The organism is Streptomyces sp. NPDC053076 (genome assembly GCF_044546845.1).
Lineage (GTDB): Bacteria > Actinomycetota > Actinomycetes > Streptomycetales > Streptomycetaceae > Streptomyces.
This window is the reverse complement of sequence record NZ_JBITZL010000012.1, coordinates 90,368-109,089: the sequence shown is the minus strand read 5'-3', so window position 1 is coordinate 109,089 and position 18,722 is coordinate 90,368. Positions and strand designations below refer to the sequence as shown.

11 protein-coding genes are annotated in these 18,722 nt (G+C 71.9%); 3 read left to right on the top strand and 8 right to left on the bottom strand.

Features of this window, described 5'->3' with window-relative positions; all coding sequences use genetic code 11:
- Positions 1-288 precede the first annotated feature (288 nt).
- Positions 289-2,412, bottom strand: a complete 2,124-nt coding sequence (locus ACIGYR_RS35020) for a type IIA DNA topoisomerase subunit B (RefSeq protein ID WP_391847478.1) — start codon at positions 2,410-2,412, stop codon at positions 289-291.
- Positions 2,413-2,852: 440 nt separating this feature from the next.
- Between ACIGYR_RS35020 and ACIGYR_RS35015 the strand changes: the two genes are divergently transcribed.
- The gene (locus tag ACIGYR_RS35015) at positions 2,853-3,083 is read left to right on the top strand and encodes a hypothetical protein (protein WP_391847477.1); all 231 of its coding nucleotides are present in this window, start codon (positions 2,853-2,855) and stop codon (positions 3,081-3,083) included.
- A 100-nt stretch (positions 3,084-3,183) separates the two neighbouring features.
- Here the strand turns inward: ACIGYR_RS35015 and ACIGYR_RS35010 are convergent, their stop codons facing one another.
- The 7 genes from ACIGYR_RS35010 to ACIGYR_RS34980 all read right to left on the bottom strand — a co-directional run bounded on the left by ACIGYR_RS35010 (position 3,184) and on the right by ACIGYR_RS34980 (position 15,123).
- Positions 3,184-4,044 carry a S1 family peptidase gene (locus tag ACIGYR_RS35010; protein WP_399607739.1) on the bottom strand — a complete coding sequence of 287 codons (861 nt, stop codon included), beginning with the start codon at positions 4,042-4,044 and terminating at the stop codon, positions 3,184-3,186.
- Between the two features lie 122 nt (positions 4,045-4,166).
- Positions 4,167-5,708, bottom strand: coding sequence for an RNA polymerase sigma factor (locus ACIGYR_RS35005; protein ID WP_391847475.1), 1,542 nt, complete (start codon positions 5,706-5,708; stop codon positions 4,167-4,169).
- A 445-nt stretch (positions 5,709-6,153) separates the two neighbouring features.
- Positions 6,154-7,041: a FadR/GntR family transcriptional regulator gene (locus tag ACIGYR_RS35000; RefSeq protein ID WP_399607736.1), complete on the bottom strand. Its 888-nt coding sequence runs from the start codon at positions 7,039-7,041 to the stop codon at positions 6,154-6,156.
- Positions 7,042-7,203: 162 nt separating this feature from the next.
- Positions 7,204-9,810: an ATP-binding cassette domain-containing protein gene (locus tag ACIGYR_RS34995; RefSeq protein ID WP_399607734.1), complete on the bottom strand. Its 2,607-nt coding sequence runs from the start codon at positions 9,808-9,810 to the stop codon at positions 7,204-7,206.
- A gap of 162 nt (positions 9,811-9,972) precedes the next feature.
- The gene (locus tag ACIGYR_RS34990) at positions 9,973-10,731 is read right to left on the bottom strand and encodes an NUDIX domain-containing protein (protein ID WP_391847472.1); all 759 of its coding nucleotides are present in this window, start codon (positions 10,729-10,731) and stop codon (positions 9,973-9,975) included.
- A gap of 152 nt (positions 10,732-10,883) precedes the next feature.
- A complete protein-coding gene (locus tag ACIGYR_RS34985) occupies positions 10,884-13,067 on the bottom strand; it encodes a glycogen debranching N-terminal domain-containing protein (protein ID WP_399607731.1) in 2,184 nt (727 codons plus the stop codon).
- 511 nt (positions 13,068-13,578) lie between these two features.
- Positions 13,579-15,123 (bottom strand): DUF4192 domain-containing protein, encoded by a 1,545-nt coding sequence (locus tag ACIGYR_RS34980; RefSeq protein WP_399607728.1) that lies wholly within the window; start codon positions 15,121-15,123, stop codon positions 13,579-13,581.
- Positions 15,124-15,265: 142 nt separating this feature from the next.
- Between ACIGYR_RS34980 and ACIGYR_RS34975 the strand changes: the two genes are divergently transcribed.
- Positions 15,266-17,431: a RecQ family ATP-dependent DNA helicase gene (locus ACIGYR_RS34975; protein ID WP_399607725.1), complete on the top strand. Its 2,166-nt coding sequence runs from the start codon at positions 15,266-15,268 to the stop codon at positions 17,429-17,431.
- A gap of 371 nt (positions 17,432-17,802) precedes the next feature.
- Positions 17,803-18,423 carry a hypothetical protein gene (locus tag ACIGYR_RS34970; protein ID WP_391847469.1) on the top strand — a complete coding sequence of 207 codons (621 nt, stop codon included), beginning with the start codon at positions 17,803-17,805 and terminating at the stop codon, positions 18,421-18,423.
- Positions 18,424-18,722: the final 299 nt, after the last annotated feature.

The window sequence follows — 18,722 nt, the reverse complement described above, 5'->3', positions numbered from 1 at the left end:
CCGAGCCCCGCCATCCGAGGTCCAGCCCGACAGCCGGGGGACAGCCTGTCGGCCGAGCCCCGACCTGCCGGCCGAAGCTCCACCCGCCGACCAGACCAAGCCCGACCACCGAAGCCCACACCCCCGCTGCCGACCAGCCCGGCAGCCAGACCCGGCGTGTCAGCCGAAGCTCAGCCTGCCCACCGACAAAGCCCGACCGCCGAAACCCACACCCCGCCGGCCGACCAGCCCGGCAGGCGGAACCCGGCCTTCCGGCCGAGGCCCAGCCCGTCAGCCCGAGCCCGGCTGCTACGCGTCGATGCGTGACCGGTCCAGCGTCGCCGCCGAGCTGGAGATGAACTCCTTGCGGGGAGCCACGTCGTTGCCCATCAGCAGGTCGAAGACCTGTTCCGCGGCCTCCAGATCGGAGAGGTTGATGCGGCGCAGGGTGCGGTGGCGTGGGTCCATCGTGGTCTCGGCCAGCTGGTCGGCGTCCATCTCGCCCAGACCCTTGTAGCGCTGGATGGAGTCCTTGTACCGGATGCCCTTGCTCTGGAACTCCATGAGCTTGTCGCGCAGCTCACGGTCGGAGTACGTGTAGACGTACTTCTCCTGGCCCTTCTTCGGCTGGATCAGCTCGATGCGGTGCAGCGGCGGCACGGCGGCGAAGACCCGGCCGGCCTCGACCATGGGCCGCATGTAGCGCTGGAACAGCGTGAGCAGCAGGCAGCGGATGTGGGAGCCGTCCACATCGGCGTCGGTCATCATGATGATCTTGCCGTACCGGGCCTGATCGATGTCGAAGGTGCGGCCCGAGCCCGCTCCTATGACCTGGATGATCGCACCGCACTCGGCGTTCTTGAGCATGTCCGTCACCGAGGACCGCTGCACGTTGAGGATCTTGCCCCGGATCGGCAGCAGGGCCTGGAATTCGGAGTTCCGCGCCAGCTTCGCCGTACCGAGCGCGGAGTCGCCCTCGACGATGAACAGCTCGCTGCGGTCGACGTCGTCGCTGCGGCAGTCGGCGAGCTTGGCCGGCAGGGACGAGGACTCCAGGGCGGTCTTCCGCCGCTGTGCGTCCTTGTGCTGGCGGGCCGCGACCCGGGTACGGGCGGCGGCGACGGCCTTCTCCATGACGACGCGGGCCTGGGCCGCGGCGTCACGCTTGGTAGTCGTCAGGAACGCCTTCAGCTCGCTGGTGACCACATTGTTCACGATGCGGCGGGCCGCCGAGGTACCGAGGACCTCCTTGGTCTGGCCCTCGAACTGCGGCTCGGCCAGCCGGACCGTGACGACGGCGGTGAGGCCCTCCAGGGCGTCGTCCTTGACGATGTTGTCCTCGGCCACGCGCAACAGCTTCTTGGCGCGCAGCACATCGTTCATCGTCTGGGTGAGGGCCTGCTCGAAGCCGGTGACATGCGTGCCGCCCTTTGGGGTGGCGATGATGTTGACGAACGACCTGACCGTCGTGTCGTAGCCGGTGCCCCAGCGCAGCGCGATGTCGACGCCCAGCTCACGGGTGACCTCGGTCGGGGTCATCTGGCCGTGCTCGTCCAGGACCGGGACGGTCTCCTTGAAGGTGCCCTTGCCCGAGAAGCGGAGGACGTCGCAGATGGCCCTGTCGTTCGCCAGATACTCGCAGAACTCGCTGATGCCGCCGTCGAAGCGGAAGGACTCCTCGCCCTTGCTGCCGCCCTCGCCGAGGCCGAACTCGTCGCGCACGACGATGGTCAGGCCGGGTACCAGGAACGCGGTCTGGCGGGCACGCTGGTGCAGGTTCTCCAGGGAGAGCCTGGCGTCCTTGAGGAAGATCTGCCGGTCGGCCCAGTACCGCACGCGCGTGCCGGTGCGGGTCTTGGGGATCTTCTTGGCCTTGCGCAGACCGCTCTTGGCCTCGAACTTCGCCTCGCCGCCGTCACCGGCGAAGGCACCGGGCACGCCGCGCCGGAAGCTGATGGCGTGCGTGTGACCGCCCCGGTCCACCTCGACGTCGAGACGCGCGGAGAGCGCGTTGACCACGGAGGCGCCGACACCGTGCAGACCGCCGGAGGCGGCGTACGAGCCACCGCCGAACTTTCCGCCGGCGTGCAGCTTGGTCATGACGACCTCGACGCCGGACAGACCGGTCTTCGGCTCCACGTCCACGGGGATGCCGCGGCCGTTGTCGCGCACCTCCACGGAGCCGTCGTCGTGGAGGATCACGTCGATGTGGTCGCAGTAGCCGCCGAGGGCCTCGTCCACGGAGTTGTCGATGATCTCCCAGAGACAGTGCATGAGGCCACGGCTGTCGGTCGAGCCGATGTACATGCCCGGGCGCTTGCGCACGGCTTCGAGGCCCTCGAGGACGAGCAGGTGCCGCGCGGTGTAGTTGGAACCGTCCCGGTCTGCTCCTGCCAGCAGCGCTGTGGACGGCACGGACGTATCGGCGGTCACGCGGTTCGCTCCTCGCTGAATTTCAGATGGCCCCCTTATGGGTAAGGGGGCGGCTTCGGTCGCCGCTCAGAGGGTACCGAGCCCTGGTAGGACCGGTGTAACGCCACCCTCGTCGGAAACTCACCCTAGTCCAGGGTCGTATACGTGTTCGATCCCTCGATGGAGTGAAGTACATATCACGTTCCCTTCGGGGCATGAACCATTTAGGCTCCGGGCACGTCCTCATGAACAACCGGCAACCCAGCCGGGAGGACGAGACCGCAAGACAGCGCGAACCCGTAAGCACACAAGACACGCAATACGGCACATTCGCCGCCAACCGGCAGCAGACAGCCGCCCCGGAGAGATTTTTTCGAGGAAAAGCCACGAGCGGGAACGTTTTCGGGCTGGTTGGATGTTGACCCTGGTACGACAGCTCGTCGAGCTAGAGAAGAGGCGACGTGACTACTGTTCTGACCCCCGCGAGCCCGCTGACGGCCGCCGATCGCTGCGACCGCTGCGGCGCCCAGGCATACCTGCGCGTGGTCCTGCTCAGCGGCGGAGAACTGCTCTTCTGCGCCCACCACGGTCGCAAGTTCGAGCCGGAACTCAAGAAGATCGCCGCTGAGATACAGGACGAGACGGAGCGGCTTACGTCCGTTCCGAACAACGCTTCCGAAGAAGAGCGCTGAATCTCGCACCCACGACGAGCCAGCGCCGGCACAGGCCGGTGGACGGGCGGCCGCTCCCCACACCAGGAGCGGCCGCCCGTACTCATGCCCACACACACCGTCATGAGCTCCTGCCGGGCCGTTGGCGGGCCCCTGTGGCCGGCTCCAGCGCCCGTACGACCTCGGAGACGCGCGTATAGACGCCGGGCAGCCCGGGCCGCCCACAGCCGCTCCCCCACGACACGAGGCCGATCAACCGTCCACCGGCCACCAGAGGCCCCCCGCTGTCCCCCTGACAGCCGTCGGGGCCGCCGGCGGCCTCACCGGCGCACAGCATCGTGGCGGCCTGGTAGGTGCCGTCAGGGCCGCCGGGGTAGGCGCCTGCACACAGCTCGTCGGAGAGCACGCGCACGTGTGCGGCGCGCAGCCGGCGCGCGTAGTCCCCTCCGCCGGTCGTGTCGCCCCATCCGGACACCAGTGCCTCCGTGCCGGGCGCGTAGGCAGGGTCTCCCGGGGCCGCCATGGCGATGACGGCACTCTGAGGCAGCTGCCCGGCGAGTGTGACGACCGCGAAGTCGCCGGAGTTCGTCCTGACGTCGTACCGGGGGTTGACCCAGACGTCCTGAACGGCGATCTCCTCGCCCTGGGACGACAGCAGGTCCGTGCGGCCCGCGATGACCTTGAGGTCGCGCATTCGGCTCGGCGGCGCCCCGAGGACTTCCTCGGACAGACAGTGGGCCGCGGTGAGCACCGTGCTGCGACCGATGGCCACGGCACCGCAGAACTGCCCCGCCCGCGTACCTCCGAATCGGTCACGGCTGGCCAGTGCCACCGTCCACGGGGCCTGGGAGACATCAATCGGGAATCCCCCGACGACCACGCTGTCGGCAGCCGCGAGAGCCGCGTTCACCAGGGGTATCGAGGCAACGGTGGCCGCCAGAACCAGCGGTCGAATCAGTGTCCGGGCAACGGAACGGCGCATGCATGCTCCTCACTCCGAGGTCCTCCTGGGGCACCAAGAGTGATCCAGGGGACGCAAGCGCGCAGCACGAAGGCCCGGCTCCCGCGTGGGGAACCGGGCCTTCGCCGTCGTACGACCGCGACTTAGTCGAGGTAGTCGCGCAGCACCTGGGACCGCGAGGGGTGGCGCAGCTTCGACATGGTCTTGGACTCGATCTGGCGGATGCGCTCACGCGTCACGCCGTACACCTTGCCGATCTCGTCGAGGGTCTTCGGCTGACCGTCGGTGAGACCGAAGCGCATGGAGACGACGCCTGCCTCGCGCTCGGACAGGGTGTCCAGCACGGAGTGCAGCTGCTCCTGCAGAAGCGTGAAGCTGACCGCGTCGGCGGGGACGACAGCCTCGGAGTCCTCGATGAGGTCACCGAACTCGCTGTCGCCGTCCTCGCCCAGCGGGGTGTGCAGCGAGATGGGCTCACGGCCGTACTTCTGGACCTCGATGACCTTCTCCGGGGTCATGTCGAGCTCCTTGGCCAGCTCCTCCGGGGTGGGCTCGCGGCCCAGGTCCTGGAGCATCTGGCGCTGCACACGCGCGAGCTTGTTGATGACCTCGACCATGTGCACCGGGATACGGATGGTGCGGGCCTGGTCGGCCATGGCGCGGGTGATCGCCTGACGGATCCACCAGGTGGCGTACGTGGAGAACTTGTAGCCCTTGGTGTAGTCGAACTTCTCGACCGCGCGGATCAGACCGAGGTTGCCCTCCTGGATGAGGTCCAGGAAGAGCATGCCGCGGCCGGTGTAGCGCTTGGCCAGGGAGACCACCAGACGGAGGTTGGCCTCCAGAAGGTGGTTCTTGGCGCGGCGGCCGTCCTCGGCGATGATCTCCAGCTCACGCTTGAGCTTCGGGGCGAGCTTGTCGGCGTTCGCCAGCTTGTCCTCGGCGAACAGACCCGCCTCGATGCGCTTGGCGAGCTCGACCTCCTGCTCGGCGTTGAGCAGGGGGACCTTGCCGATCTGCTTCAGGTAGTCCTTGACCGGGTCGGCGGTGGCACCGGCCGCGGCGACCTGCTGCGCGGGCGCGTCGTCCTCGTCCTCGTCGGACAGGACGAAGCCGGCGCTCTCGGCACCCTCGGGCTCGTCGGCGACCTTGGTCTCCTCGAGCACCTCTTCCTCGAGGAGCTCGGCGTCGTCCTTCTTGCCCGTGGTCTTCTTGGCGGCCGTCTTCTTCGCGACGGCCTTCTTGGCGACCGTCTTCTTGGCGGTCACCTTCTTGGCAGCGGCCTTCTTGGCGGGTGCGGCTTCCTCGGCGGCATCGGCGGAGGCCGGGGCGGCGGGAGCCGCGGGGGTGGCCGTGGGGGCGGTGGCCTTCCTGGTGGTCACCGTCTTCGCCGCGACCGTCTTGGTGGCGGTGCGCTTTGCCGGGCTCTTCGCTGCGACGCTCTTGCGGGTGCGCTTGGGCTCTGCGGCACTGACCATCAGCGTCACACCCTCTTCCTCAAGAATCTGGTTGAGGCTGCGCAGTACGTTCTTCCACTGAGTGGCCGGAATCTGGTCAGCTTCGAAGGCCCGACGCACATCGTCGCCGGCGATCTGCCCCTCAGCCTTTCCCCGCTCAATGAGCGCCATGACAGAGACGGACTCGGCGATCTCCGGCGGGAGCGTACGGGATGTGCTGGCCGACACGAACAACCTCTCGGAACGTTGGAAAACGGCTTCCGGCACCGTCCACTGCGGACAGGAGCCGACCACCGGCCTGGGGATGGGCCGACGGCGCGGGCGGGGACCGGGGAGATGCACAGCGCCTTGCATGGCGTCCGTATTCCCTCCGCGGCTATCACCTCTTAGGTCATCGCGCTGTCTCCACAAGCGTTACGCCCAATCTGCGTGGTCCGAGTCACACCCCGTAAGCAGTCAAAAGTGGTCAGATGTACACAAATGAGATCATCCATGGCCTCCGCCCCGGCCGCACACCCATGGCCGGGGCGATCCGACGCGTCGCCGGGCCCCGCCGGACCGCCGGACTCCAGAAGGTCCGGCGGGGTCCGGCGACGGCCGGTTCGGGCCCGGCGCCGCGACGAGCACCACGAGGACGCCGCACACCGGCGACCGCACCGCGCCCCTCGCGGGGTCAGTGCTCGCGCGGGGCGGGCACCACACGCTCCACCTCGGGGTGGACCGTGAGCAGCTGGCGCATGGCCGTCTCGGCCGCGCTGCCGTCGCCGGTGCCGAGCGCGTCGACGATCCGCGCGTGCTGCGCGAGGGACGCCTCGTTCGGGCGGTCACAGCCGGTGACCGGGCCCCCGGAGACATGGAGTGCCGCCGAGACGATGCCGGAGAGGTGCTCCAGCATCCGGTTGCCCGCGATCTGGATGAGCAGCCCGTGGAACTCGGTGTCGGCGCGCGAGTAGGTGAGGGCGTCACCCTGAGCCATGGCGTGGCTCATGATCTCGACCATGTCGCAGAGGCGCTGCTGCACCTCCTCGCGCCCGTGTCCGGCGGCGAGGCGGGCGGCGAGCGGCTCGATCGTCCAGCGCAGCTCGCTCAGTTCCCGGCGCTGGTCGTCGCGCTGGGGGCCGAAGGCCCGCCACTCGATGATGTCCGGGTCGAGGAGGTTCCAGTCGCTGACGGGACGCACGCGCGTGCCGACGTTCGGGCGGGCACTGACCAGGCCCTTGGCCTCGAGGACGCGGAGGGACTCGCGGACGACGGTCCGGGAGACCTCGAAACGCTGGCCGATCTCCTCCGGCACCAGCGGACGGTCGGCGCCCAGGTCGCCGGAGACGATCATCTGTCCAAGCTGCTGAACGAGCTGGCCGTGCAGCCCGCGTCCGCGGCTGCCCGTGGCCCGTCGGCCGACACGGCCCAGCTCGGTCTCACCGCCGTCCCAGGCAGGCATACCGACGCGGTCGGCCATCGGGGCCTCGGCGTAGGGGTAGCGGTCGAGTTCGCCCGGGCCGGCCAGACCGGAGTCGGTGGAGCGGGCGGCGGTCATCATGGTGTGCGCAAGGGTACTCACGGATCCTTTGTCGGCGTCGTCTCCAACTCCCTTGAGGTCTTTGGTGAAAAGCACACGAAAGGGTGATCGCTCACACCGTCGCAATTGACGCCTTATCGGAAAGAAATGGGCTTTCTTCGGGGAGTTGTGCGCAGAGCAGGACCGGAAGCGTGCGGACGGTGGTCATCGCCATCTGATACGCAGGGCCGTGAGGACGTACGCGCAAAGCAGCCCGGCGAGCGACAACGCCAGTGCGCAGCCCACCGGTTGAGCCAGGACCCGAGCGGCTGCGAGCAAATATCGCTCCCCTCCGAAGGGCCACTGCAACAGGAAGACCTCCCGCATCCGCAGGGGGAAATCGGCCGCCATCCGTACGGCCGGCCCCTGCAGCGCCTTGTGCACGACGGGGACGACGAGGACGGGTACGGCGAGGACGGCGGCCAGCCCGGCCGTCGTGGACCGGAACACGCCGGCCGCCAGCACGCCGGCCCAGGCGCAGCCGACGACCAGGGCGAACCAACTCGCGGTTGCCGAAAGCCAGTCCGCGGGAACTTCCGTCAGCTGCCGTCCGTAGACGATGTAGAGCACCTCGGCGTCGCAGCCCACCGTGAGGAAGGCGAGCAGCGCCGCGGTGGCTCCGGAGACGAGCAGTTTGGCGGTGAGCAGACCCAGTCGGCGGGGGACGGTGCCGCGGTCCGCCGCGAGGGCGGGGTGACGGAACTCGTCTCCGAAGGCCAGCGCGCCGAGCAGCCCTGCCGCGAGGGCGGCCGGCGGCAGCGGCAGCTCCCGCGGCCATGCCGCGAAGAGCCGCGCCTGAGGGGTGTGCCCCATCCGCGCCAGGAGTACCGCGATGAGCGCGGACACGACCAGCACGGCACCGCAGGTGAGGAAGCCGGTGCTGATGCCGGCGGCGCGCCGGAGCTCGTAGCGCAGAGGCCGCAGGGGGCTGGGGGCGGGGTGGACGGAGATGGGAGGTGGCAGGGGGAAGGCGGCGGCGGTGCGGACACCGTCGGTACGCGTGGCAGGGCCGGTCTGCGGCCGGCGTACGCCGGGATTCCTGGCCCCGGGGAGAAGGGTTCGGGTACCGGTGATGGTCGCCGCGGGGGCACCCATGCCACCGGTCTGCGGTTCGGTGGCGGACGCGGCTCCGCCGAGACCGGTCTCACGGGCAGGGGCCGAGTCGGCGGACCGGCCGGCGGCTCCGCCTGGCGCCGCTTCGGCCGTGCTCGCGTCACCGGCTGCGGTGAGGCTGTGCGTGGTGCCGTCGCCCGAGGAGTCCGCGGCGGCCGGTGACGCGTCGCGGGCCGTAGCACCGGAGCTGGTCACCGGGCGGTCCGGCTCGGCCCCTTGCTCAGGAGATCGGCCGCGCCCACTGCGCTGGCCGTCGCTTGTGCACACCCGTTCCGACGCCGAAGGGCCGGACGCCGATCGCCCTTCGTCGGTCAGGTGCGGGCCGGTCACCTCCCGCTTGGCCCGAGGCGTCTTCGGCTCGGCCGGGGTGCGCTCCGGCTGTCCTGACGGATGCCCGGACGCCGTGGCGTTCGCCGTCGGCAGGCCCGGCGCCGGGGTATGCGGCTCCGGCGCGGGCCGGTCGAGGTCCGGCGCGGCCGCTGCCGGATCGGGCAGCGCGGTGTCCGACTTCCCCACCGGCACCGCGGTACACGGCTCCGCCACCGGGAAGCCGGCCGTGGTGTTCTCCCGCTCGCCCTGCCGTACGTCGGAGGCCGCTGGGGGCCACGGCGCCGCTCCGCTGTCCGGTACGGCCTGCCACTCCGTCGCTCCGCTGTCCGGCCGCGCCTGCCACCCCGTCGCTCCGCTGACCGGCCGCGCCTGCCGGTCCGCCCGCGGTGAGTCCGGTACGGCCTGCCGGGGATCGGCGGAGCAGGTCCCGCCGTCGCCTTCCGCGTCGGTGCCCGGCCCCATGTCGCCCACCTCGTCGGCGAGTTGATGGACGAGGATCCCGTTGCGGAACGCGATCTCGCCGACGTCGGCGGTCGTGCTGCCGTACACCGAGAGGCGGTTGCCGCCCTCGCGTACGACTTCGACGGAGCGCCGGGCAGTACGAGCGTCCTTGGCGAGCAGGGCCGCCAGGCGTGCGGCGTGGGGGCTGCGGACGGCCACGCGCGGGCGCAGCCGGGTGCGGGCGAAAGCCCTGGCCTCCTGGTCGGCGACGAGTCTGCCGCCGTCGAGCGTGACGACCCGATCGGCGGTCCGCGCCGCCTCCTTGGGGTCGGCCGTGGTGAACAGCACCGTGCCACCCTGGGTGGCGTGGGCCCGCAACATGCCGTGCAGCCACTGGGCCTCACGGGCGGAGAGGCCGTCGGTGGGTTCGTCCAGGACGAGCGTGTGCGGGTCGGGCAGCAGGGCGCAGGCGAGTCCGAGTCTGCGGTCCATGCCGCGCGACAGTGTGCCTAGGCGCTCCTCCCGGAGACTGATGAGTCCGACCACTTCGAGGACTTCGTCGGCTCGCCGCACGGGAACGCCCGACGCCGCGCACAGCATCCGCAGATGGCCACGGACCGATCGGGCCGGATGGCCCGGTACGTCGCCGAGAAGTACGCCGACTTCCCGTGCCGGATGGGCGATCCGGTGCAGGGGCCGGCCCCTGAAGTAGGTGATGCCGCGCCCCTGTTGGAGCTCAAGCATCAGTTTGAGCGTCGTCGTCTTGCCCGCGTCGGCGCCCCCGAGCAGCGCGGTGACATGCCCGGCACGCGCTTCGAAGGAGATGTCGTCGATGGCGGGCGGATGCGCCTTGCGGGGGTTGCTGGTCAGTCCGAAGGCCTGGATCACCTGAAGCAAGATAGCGCGACATATCCGTTTTTTCCGGTATAAGGCGGCTTGCGCGACGAAGCCATGTGGCCAAGCCCCGCTCTTGTCCGCCGTTCGATGGAACCGGCGCTCAGCACGAACCCCCGGCGTGCTGACTGCTGAGGGGGGCCGCCGCCCCGCGTGTCACACCTCGGGGCGCAGCATCGGCGGGTTGAGCAGGGTGGCGCCGCCGGCTCGGAAGAGCTGGGCCGGCCGACCGCCCTGGCGCGTGGTCGTCCCTCCTGTCGGGACGAGGAAGCCGGGGGTTCCGGTGACCTTGCGGTGGAAGTTGCGCGGGTCGAGCGCCACGCCCCATACCGCCTCGTACACCCGGCGCAGCTCTCCGACGGTGAATTCGGGCGGGCAGAAGGCGGTAGCCAGTGACGAGTACTCGATCTTGGAGCGGGCGCGTTCGACTCCGTCGGCGAGGATCTGGGCGTGGTCGAAGGCGAGCGGCGCCACGGGTTCTTCGTCGCGGCCGTAACCGCCCTGCTGGAGAAGTTCCTCGACCGGCGCCCAGCGCGCGTTGCTGGCGTCACCGCCGGCACGCGGTGCGGGCAGGTCGGGTGCGAGCGCGAGATGCGCGACACTGACCACGCGCATGCGCGGGTCCCGCTTGGGGTCGCCGTAGGTGGCGAGCTGCTCCAGGTGGGCCCCGTTGTCCTGGGCCGGAGCGGAGGGATCGTGGGCGCACAGCCCGGTCTCCTCGGCCAGCTCGCGCGCCGCCGCCTGGGTCAGATCCTCGTCGTCCCGTACGAAGCCGCCGGGCAGTGCCCAGCGCCCCTGGAAGGGCGGCTCGCCCCTGCGTACCGCGAGCGCGCACAGAGCATGGCGGCGCACGGTCAGCACGACCAGATCCACGGTGACGGCGAAGGGCGGAAAGGCTGACGGGTCGTAGGGCATGCGGCGATCATAGTCGTCTGCTTGACGATAAACACTCCCCTGGTCGGCCGCATCGGTGGCGGTTCCGCTTCGTCACGGCGGTGGGGTGCGGGGCCGCCTCCCGTCCTTCGGTCCGGTGGCGTCGTGCGAGGTCGACCTCCTTGTCCGGGGTGTCACGAGCCCAGTCGCAGGTCGTCCGCCGCCTCCTCCACCATCGCGAGTCCCAGCCGGCTGATACGCACCGCGAAGGGGGCGCCCACGACGCGCAGCCCACTGAGGCCGAGTTCGCCGAGCGGCGCACTGCGCACGGGGCACAGGGTGACCGTGCGTGCCGGGCCGTCGGGGCGGATACCGGCGAGGGCGGTGAGCAGCAGGATCACGGAAGCCGCCGCGGTAGCCGCCGGGCGGCAGGCCGCGGGGTGCGGGAGAGGTGCGGAGCCGGCGGAACGCTGTTCGCCGGCAAACATCTCCGGCAGCCGGTGACCGAAGTGTTCCGACGCTTCCAGCAGCCCTCTCAGCAGGCCGCCGGCCTCCGTCTCGTAGCCGGCCGCCGCCAGTCCGGCGACCGCGAGTGCTGTCTCATGGACCCGCACGGCCCCGGCCCGGTGGCCGAACGGATTGTGTCCCGGCTCCTTGGTGCCGAGGCCCCGCAGCCCCCAGCCCGCGTCCATGGCGGGGGTACCGATCAGCCGGGCGAGATGTTCGGTGTGCACCTTGTCGAGCAGGCCCGGGGCGAGCCGGCCGGCACCGAGCAGGCCGGTGTCGAGGAGGTGGACGGCGGTGGCGGTCAGGTGGGGCACGGGTCGGCCGTCCGGTGCCAGGGCCGCGGCCGGGCGTCCACCGCCGCGGTCCTCGATCCAGAAGCCGGCCCGGAAGGCCGTCCTGAGGGTCTGGGCCCAGTGACGTAATTCCGTGGCTCCCGGCCTGTCATAGGCGTCGAGGAGGTCGGCACCGAGCAGGGCGGCGCGATGCGCGTGGGCCTGGGTCTCGCAGCGGGCCGGGCCCGCGGGGTGCGGGTCGGAGAGATAGGTGCCATCGCCCACGGTGGTCCGCAGCCAGGTCAGGCAGCGCTCGGCCGCGGGCAGGAGTTCCTCCGTCTCCTGGTCGGGCAGCCCCCAGCGGCGGGCCTCGGCGAGCAGGACGGGGAAAAGGAGTGTCGCCTCCGTTGCGGTGCAGCTCGGCGGGAGGTGGGGGCCGGCGTCGCGTCGCGGGCCGGGGATCAGGCCCGCCCTGGGGCCCGGGCCCGGGAGCTGGGTACGGGCCAGGGTGCGCAGGGTGCCCGCGGCGAGGCGGGTACCCAGGGGCAGTGTCATGCGGGCGGCGGCGAGGGCCTCCGCCGGAGCCATTCCGCAGCGCCAGGGGGCGCCTGCCGCGAGGTAGGTGTCGGCGGGGTGCGCGGGGTCCCGCAGGAGCAGTGCCTGGAGGTCGGCGACGGCCGAGTTCAGCAGCGAGGCCGGCCGGGGGTCGTCGCCCTCCGCCCGGGCGGGCGCGAAGGGACTGGTGGCGGCATGGCCCGCGGCCCGTAGCGGGCCCGTGCCTTCGGGCCGCACCCTCAGTTCCACGGTTGCCGTCCCGCCCGGGGGCAGTTGAAGTTCCCAGCGCAGCAGTCCGGCGGACGCCAGGGCGTCGGAGGGTGGTGGTTCGGCGGTCACGCAGGCGGCGGCGTCGGCCGTGGCCCAGCGCAGACCCGAGTCGTGAACGCTGGCCGGGAGTTCGGAACCCGCCGCACCGGCGGCGATGGCGCCGAGTTCCGCCAGGTCGGTGGCGAGCGCGACCTCGACGGGCAGGCGCAGCGGACGCATGGCGGCATTGTGGAGCGTGATCCGTTCGGTTCCGTCGGCGTGGCGTGTGCGTTCGACGACGACGTCGGGGTCGGGGCCGGCTGCCGGGGAAGCGCGCAGCGTACCCACGAAACGGGCGGTGTCGGCTCCGGTCATCCTGGCCTGCAGCGGCAGAGGTTCACGTCCTGCAACACGAACCTGGCACCGGGAGAGCAGCCGCCTGCCACTCCGGTAGAAACCGTCCAGCCCCCGGCCGGCCAGCTGTCCCAGTTCGCCGGAGATGGCGAGACCGGGCAGGGCGACGCAGATCAGCGCCGTGTGCGTGGGCGGCAGCTCGGGCGCCGGGCGGCTGCCCGGGGGCGTGCGTGGCGGCGGGGCCGCGGCGGGCCGGTGGGAGGCGGGCGATGGGTGATCGCCGCGGGTGACCGGGGGCCGGGGAGGTGGGTTCGCGGACGGCGGCGGTGGGGGGCTGGAGACGTTGGGTGGGTGGGGGGCGCCGTCCGTCGCGAACGGCTCCTGCCGGCCCCGGGGCGGACGGTCGCCGACGGCGGAGGGCGGAATCGGCTGCTGGTGCATGGAGTGGCTTCTTCTGTGCTCGGTGCGGTGCGTACGTGCTGTGCGGCCGGTGGGTCGCCCCAGGGGGCAGGCGGAAGTACGGCGGCAGGGCCCGTCCAGGCGTTCCGCCACTCAGGTGAACGGAAGGGGACACGTCAGGGTCACGGCTCGCGAGGGGGAAGCCGACCGATGACGGCGTGACCGGCCGGCGAGGTTGTCCGCCGGCGCACTTTCCGCCGGTGGCCTCGGCACTGCGCTGGGAGTCCACCCCGGTGTCGGTGGGTTCTCCTCCCCCCGGGCTTCGACACCACACTGGGAGTTCTCCCCCGGGTGTGCGGGGTGTCCTCCGACCGGGCCTCGACACCGAACCGGTACCTCCCTCCAGGGACGCACGGCTCTCCTCCTGCCGGCCTCGGGACCACCCCGCCGGTTCGCTCCGGTGGTGTGGGGGGGGTGTCCTCCGATCTCTGCGGGCGGGACTCCGGCCGTTCCCGCGAGGACCGCTCACGGACCCGGGCAGACCGGCCGGCGCTCATCCGTCCCTCTCGGACTGCGGGCGTCCGCTGTCCGACGGGGTGCCACTGGTCGTGGCGTCTCCGAGGCCCGCTCCACGCGTGCGCGTGTCGACCGGGCCGGAGATGCCGGGGCGGGCGGCTGTGTCAGCGGACGAGCCGGGACGGGAATCGGCCGGCCTCCGTCGGCCCGCCTTCACCCTGGCTGAGTGACGGCCGTCCTCGCCGTCCGCCCAGCGCGCACGGCGCCGTCGCCGCACGCCCGCCCGGGAGCCGGGGCTCCGGTCGACCGCCGGGCTTCCGGGAGCCGAGGCCAGGATCTGCGAGGACTCGGCCAGAGCGGGCCGCGCTGCCTCGTCCGTGCGCTGCGCGGTCTGCGCAGGCGTGCGTCGCGTGCTCTCCGCGCGCAGGCAGCGGCGGATCGCTTCAGGGTCGAGCCCCTCGTTGCACGCCTGGTGCAGCAGACGGGCGAAGAGATAGTCGGGATCGGCACCCAAGGCCATGGCCAGGGCCTCCCGAGCCTCCAGTTCGTCACCCATGGACCAGGCGACCCAGCCCGCCAGGGTCAGCGGCGCGGCGGCGTGCTCGCCGTAGGGCCCGACGCAGCGACGGGCCAGCGCCCGCCAGAGCCGGAGCGCCGGGCCCGCCTCGTCCCCCTCCATCCAGGCGGCGGCCTTGTCACGCGTCGTTCGGTCCTGGAACCCGAGGATGAGGCTGGCCGCCTCGTCGTCCCCCAGGAGCCCGTCGTCACGCACGTCCGCCGGATGCGTGCCGGAGACCGGCGCCACGGCGGCGAAGCGGCCGATGATCCGCTCGGCGAGACCGAGGGTCTCCTTCGCCACCTCCTCGCGGGCCGTCTCGTCCAGCATGCGGGGCACCAAGCTCATGCCGGCCGCGTCCAGGGCGATCTCCTGTCCCAGCGCCGCGGTGGTCTCCCAGGGCTGCAACCTGGCGCGCAGCTCCCGCAGCGTGCCGCGCACCTGGATGCCGGCGTAGGTGGCCGCCGCGGCGAGCACGGAGGTGCCGGGCAGGCCCATCGGTGAGCCGTCCTCGGGGCAGCAGTCCCCCGCCGGACAGCAGTACGACCAGTAACGGCCGTCCGAGATGCACAGGGCCTCGACGACGGGCACGTCGAGGCTGCCGCACTCGGTGCGCATGAGGTGGGCCAGCCTCTCCAGCCGCCGTTTGACGTCCCTGCCCGACTCCCCCCGACCCGGCTCCTGGCAGACGTAGGCCACCATCCGCTCGGGCCGGGTGCCACGCCGCTCGCTGCCGGTCACCAGCCCGCGAGCCAGCTGCCGGGCGGCCGCCTCCCAGTCCTCCGGGCTCGCGGGGATGCCGAGCCGGGCCCGGCCGCCGAACCTGCCGCGGCCTCCGCGGTCGTGCAGGGCGACGAGCACCATGCTGTCCTCCGGGCGGTAGCCGAGCAGGTAGGGCAGGGCGTCGGCGAGTTCGGCCGGGGTGCGCAGAGTGACCTGCGCGGTGTGCTCGGCCGGTCCGTTCGGCGGCTCCTGGTCCGGGATGTCGTTGTCGAAGGGTCCGGTGGTCTCGCTGTGGTTCGTCATGCGCCGACGATCTCGCGGATCTTGAAATTCCGCTTGAGCCTGTGGATAAGTCGAGTCAGGGACACGACACTGCCGCTCCCGTTGTCCACAGCCTCGGCCCGGGCGCGCCCGGTTGTCGGTCCCGTCCTGTTGTATGGAACGCATGGAGCACACGAGCAACGCGGATCTCCGGGCACAGGCCGACGCCGTCCTCGCCCGACTCGTCGGGGACGCCACGGGCGCCGCCCGCCTGCGCGAGGACCAGTGGCGGGCGATCGAGGCACTGGTCGCCGACCGGCGCAGGGCCCTGGTGGTGCAGCGCACGGGCTGGGGCAAGTCCGCGGTGTACTTCGTGGCCACCTCGCTGCTGCGGGCCGCAGGAAGCGGGCCCACGGTGATCGTCTCGCCGCTGCTCGCGCTCATGCGCAACCAGGTGGAGGCCGCGGGCCGGGCCGGTATTCACGCCCGGACCATCAACTCCGCCAACACCGAGGAGTGGGAATCCGTCCAGACCGAGATCGCGGCGGGCGACGTCGACGTGCTGCTCGTCTCGCCGGAGCGGCTGAACAACCCCGACTTCCGTGACCAGGTCCTGCCCAAGCTGTCCGCGGCCACCGGCCTGCTGGTCGTGGACGAGGCCCACTGCATCTCCGACTGGGGCCACGACTTCCGCCCCGACTACCGCCGGCTGCGCACCATGCTCGCCGACCTGCCGCCCGGCGTCCCCGTGCTGGCCACCACCGCCACGGCCAACGCGCGGGTCACCGCGGACGTCGCCGAGCAGCTCGGCACGGGCGGCACATCCGACGCGCTGGTGCTGCGCGGGCCGCTGGACCGGGAGAGTCTGAGCCTCGGCGTGCTGCGGCTCCCGGACGCCGCGCACCGGATGGCCTGGCTCGCCGACCATCTCGACGACCTGCCGGGCTCCGGCATCGTCTACACACTCACTGTCGCCGCCGCCGAGGAGGTCACCGCCTTCCTGCGGCAGCGCGGGCACACCGTCGCCTCGTACACGGGCAAGACCGAGAACGCCGAACGGCAGCAGGCGGAGGACGACCTGCTCGGCAACCGTGTCAAGGCCCTGATCGCCACCTCCGCGCTCGGCATGGGCTTCGACAAGCCGGATCTCGGTTTCGTGGTCCATCTCGGCTCGCCCTCCTCCCCCATCGCCTACTACCAGCAGGTCGGCAGGGCCGGCCGCGGCGTCGCACACGCCGAGGTACTTCTGCTGCCCGGCAAGGAGGACGAGGCGATCTGGGAGTACTTCGCATCGCTGGCCTTCCCCTCCGAGGATCTGGTCCGGCGCACCCTCGACGTCCTTGCCCGGGCGGACGGGCCCCTGTCGCTGCCCGCCCTGGAGCCGCTGGTCGAGCTGCGCCGCTCACGTCTGGAGACCATGCTCAAGGTCCTCGACGTGGACGGAGCGGTGCACCGGGTCAAGGGCGGCTGGATCGCCACCGGACAGCCGTGGTCGTACGACGCCGAGCGCTACGCGTGGGTGGCCCGGCAGCGCGCCGCCGAGCAGCAGGCGATGCGCGAGTACGCCACCACCACCGAGTGCCGGATGGAGTTCCTGCAGCGCCAGCTGGACGACGAGGGCGCCAAGCCCTGTGGCCGCTGCGACAACTGCGCGGAACCTCGCTTCACCTCCGGCCTGTCCACGGCGGCCCTGGACGCCGCGCGGAGCGACCTGGGCCGTGCCGGGGTGGAAGTGGAGCCCCGCCGTATGTGGCCGACCGGGCTCCCGGCCATCGGCATCGATCTCAAGGGACGCATTCCGGCCGGGGAGCAGGCCTCGCCCGGGCGGGCTCTGGGGCGTCTGTCGGACATCGGCTGGGGCAACCGGCTGCGTCCGCTGTTCGCGCCCCGGACGCCGGACGCCGCGGTGCCGGACGACGTGGCGCATGCCGTGGTCGACGTGCTGGCCGACTGGGCCCGGGGGCCCGGCGGCTGGGCCTCCGGTGCACCCGATGCCCCCGCCCGGCCGGTGGGCGTGGTCACCGTGGCCTCGCGTAGCCGGCCCCTGCTGATCCATTCGTTGGGCGCCCGGATCGCCGAGATCGGCAGGCTCCCTCTGCTCGGTTCGGTGGAATACGCCGGGGACACGCCCCGATCGCCCCGCAGCAACAGCGCGCAGCGGCTGAAGGCCCTCGACGGCGCGTTGACGGTGCCACCTGCCCTGGCCTCGGCACTCGGCGAGGCCCAGGGTCCGGTGCTGCTGGTCGACGACTTCACGGAGACAGGCTGGACCCTGGCGATCGCGGCACGTCTGCTCCGGAAGTCCGGCGCGCGCGGCGTGCTGCCTCTGGTTCTCGCCCTCCAGGGATGAGCGATGCGGTACCGCTGGTCCTTGTCCTCCGGGGAGGAGCGACGCGGTACCGCTGGTCCTCGCCCTCCGGAGAGGAGCGACGCGTTGCCGCCGATCCGTACCCTCCGGGAGTGGCGGTCCGGCGGCCCGTCGGACCGTGTCCGGATGCCTCGGGCGTCATCGGCCCTACCTTTGGGTAGGGATATAAGCCACGCACCACCAGATAACAGCCGGTGGCCCCAATTGCTCGTTGCCGCATCCAAGTTCGACAGGAAGAATTGAGGTCCGCTACCCGCACGACTCGTCCGTGCTCCGGCTGGGCTCCGCTGCGGTGCGCGCTCCCCCGAATCCGACCTCGCCCGCAGTATGGGCGCGTAGCCGAAGGGAGGAACGTGACCTTCGGATTCGCATCGTCCTCGGCGGCCTCGTTGTCGACGTCCGCGTCCGCCGCTTCCGCCAGTCGCCTGCTTGAGCCGGCGGAATGGGCCGCCGCCGGAATCCCGCTGCTGCGCAACCCCCGTGAGGTCGTCAGCGGGCTGCACGCCCGCCACCACCCGAAGCCGCTCACGGCGATCGTGGCGGTTCTGGACCCGGAGGAGCGGCTGCGGGCCAGCGCGTCGTTCACACGCCGTCCGGCGGCGGCCGACGGCTGGATGTTCCGCAACGCGCTGCTGGCCCAGCTCCGCCGGGTGATTCCGCACGACCTGCGTCGCCGCACCCCCGTGCGCACGGCCGTCCTGCTCTACTGCCGTGAGGGCGAGGCGCGTTGGACCGAGGAGGACGGCGCCTGGATGTGGGGGCTGCGCGATGCCTGCACACTGCACGGGCTGCGCTGCGGGGCGTACATCACGCTGACGCACGAGGGCTGGCAGGTGCTCGGCGAGGGACGCGGCGGACGCCGGCCCCACGCGCACTCGGCGCCGGAGCCCTTCGCCACGTCGGAGGCCCCGCCACTGGTGCCGCGCACCGGCGGCCCGGTCTCCGAGGTGCTGCGCCGGGCGGCGGCTCGCTGAACTGCTCGGCGCAGACGGACGGGACGGCGTGTGCCGCCGACCGCGCCGTACGCACCGCACGACCGGCTGGTGTCCGACGACCGGGCCGCCGGTCGCCACGAGCACCGGCGAGGAGCGCAGGCGGGCTCCCGTCGTGGTCCAACGGCCCTGTGGGGCGCGCCCGGGGTGCGCCCGGGCACGGTCGCCCACTACTCCAGGGCTGCGCCGAGAGGGCACACCGTCCGGCCCGGGCACGCCTCGCCGTGGCGACCGGAAACGGGACCCGCGAGGCATCGGCCGCCCACACCCCCGGCGTCTGT